Source organism: Aeromicrobium sp. PFPM2_SD2, assembly GCF_057364525.1.
The window spans coordinates 1-531 of sequence record NZ_JBNFNZ010000828.1 but is presented as its reverse complement, the minus strand read 5'-3'; the positions used below and the strand labels follow the sequence as shown (position 1 = coordinate 531).

The following is a 531-nucleotide window of genomic DNA, read 5'->3' as shown; positions in this document are numbered from 1 at the left end:
AGCGGCCCGTCCGGCTCCTGCAGCGCCTCGACGAGGGCGCGGCGCAGCGCGTCCCACAGCCGGACGGCGGTCTCGGTGACCTGCGGCTGGTCGAGCACCCGGCCCTTGAGCCGCTCGGCGCGCTCGCGGGTGTGCGGGTCGTGCTGGAGGTCGTCGGCGAGCGTGAGCAGGTAGCCGTCGAGCGCCCGGCGGACGCGGTGCTCGGGGGTCGCGGGGCGATGTCGCGGACCCAGTCGAGCGCCTGCTCCTGGGCCCGAGCCGGCGACCCGGCGGTCCAGCCACTGGGGCGTCCAGGCCGGCGCGCGCTGCTCGATGATCGCGGCGACGTCGCCGGCGTGCTCGACCAGCCAGCGCTCGAGCTCGGTGAGCGCGAGGTCGACGAGTCCGCGATGGGCGTCGTCGGCCAGCACCGACTCCAGCAGCTGTCCGGCGACCGGACCGAGCTCCTCCTCGCGCAGGCGGGGGACGATCGCGGCGTCCACGACGGCCGGACGTCGTCCGCGCGGACGCGCTCGAGCGCGTCCGCGCACC

General features: G+C 77.2%; 1 protein-coding gene. It reads right to left on the bottom strand.

Translation table 11 applies throughout. The annotated features are described in order from the left end of the window. Positions 1–531, bottom strand: a 531-nt coding sequence (locus AC2W7G_RS18350; protein WP_485869694.1) for a DUF445 family protein, incomplete at both ends; no start/stop codon positions are given.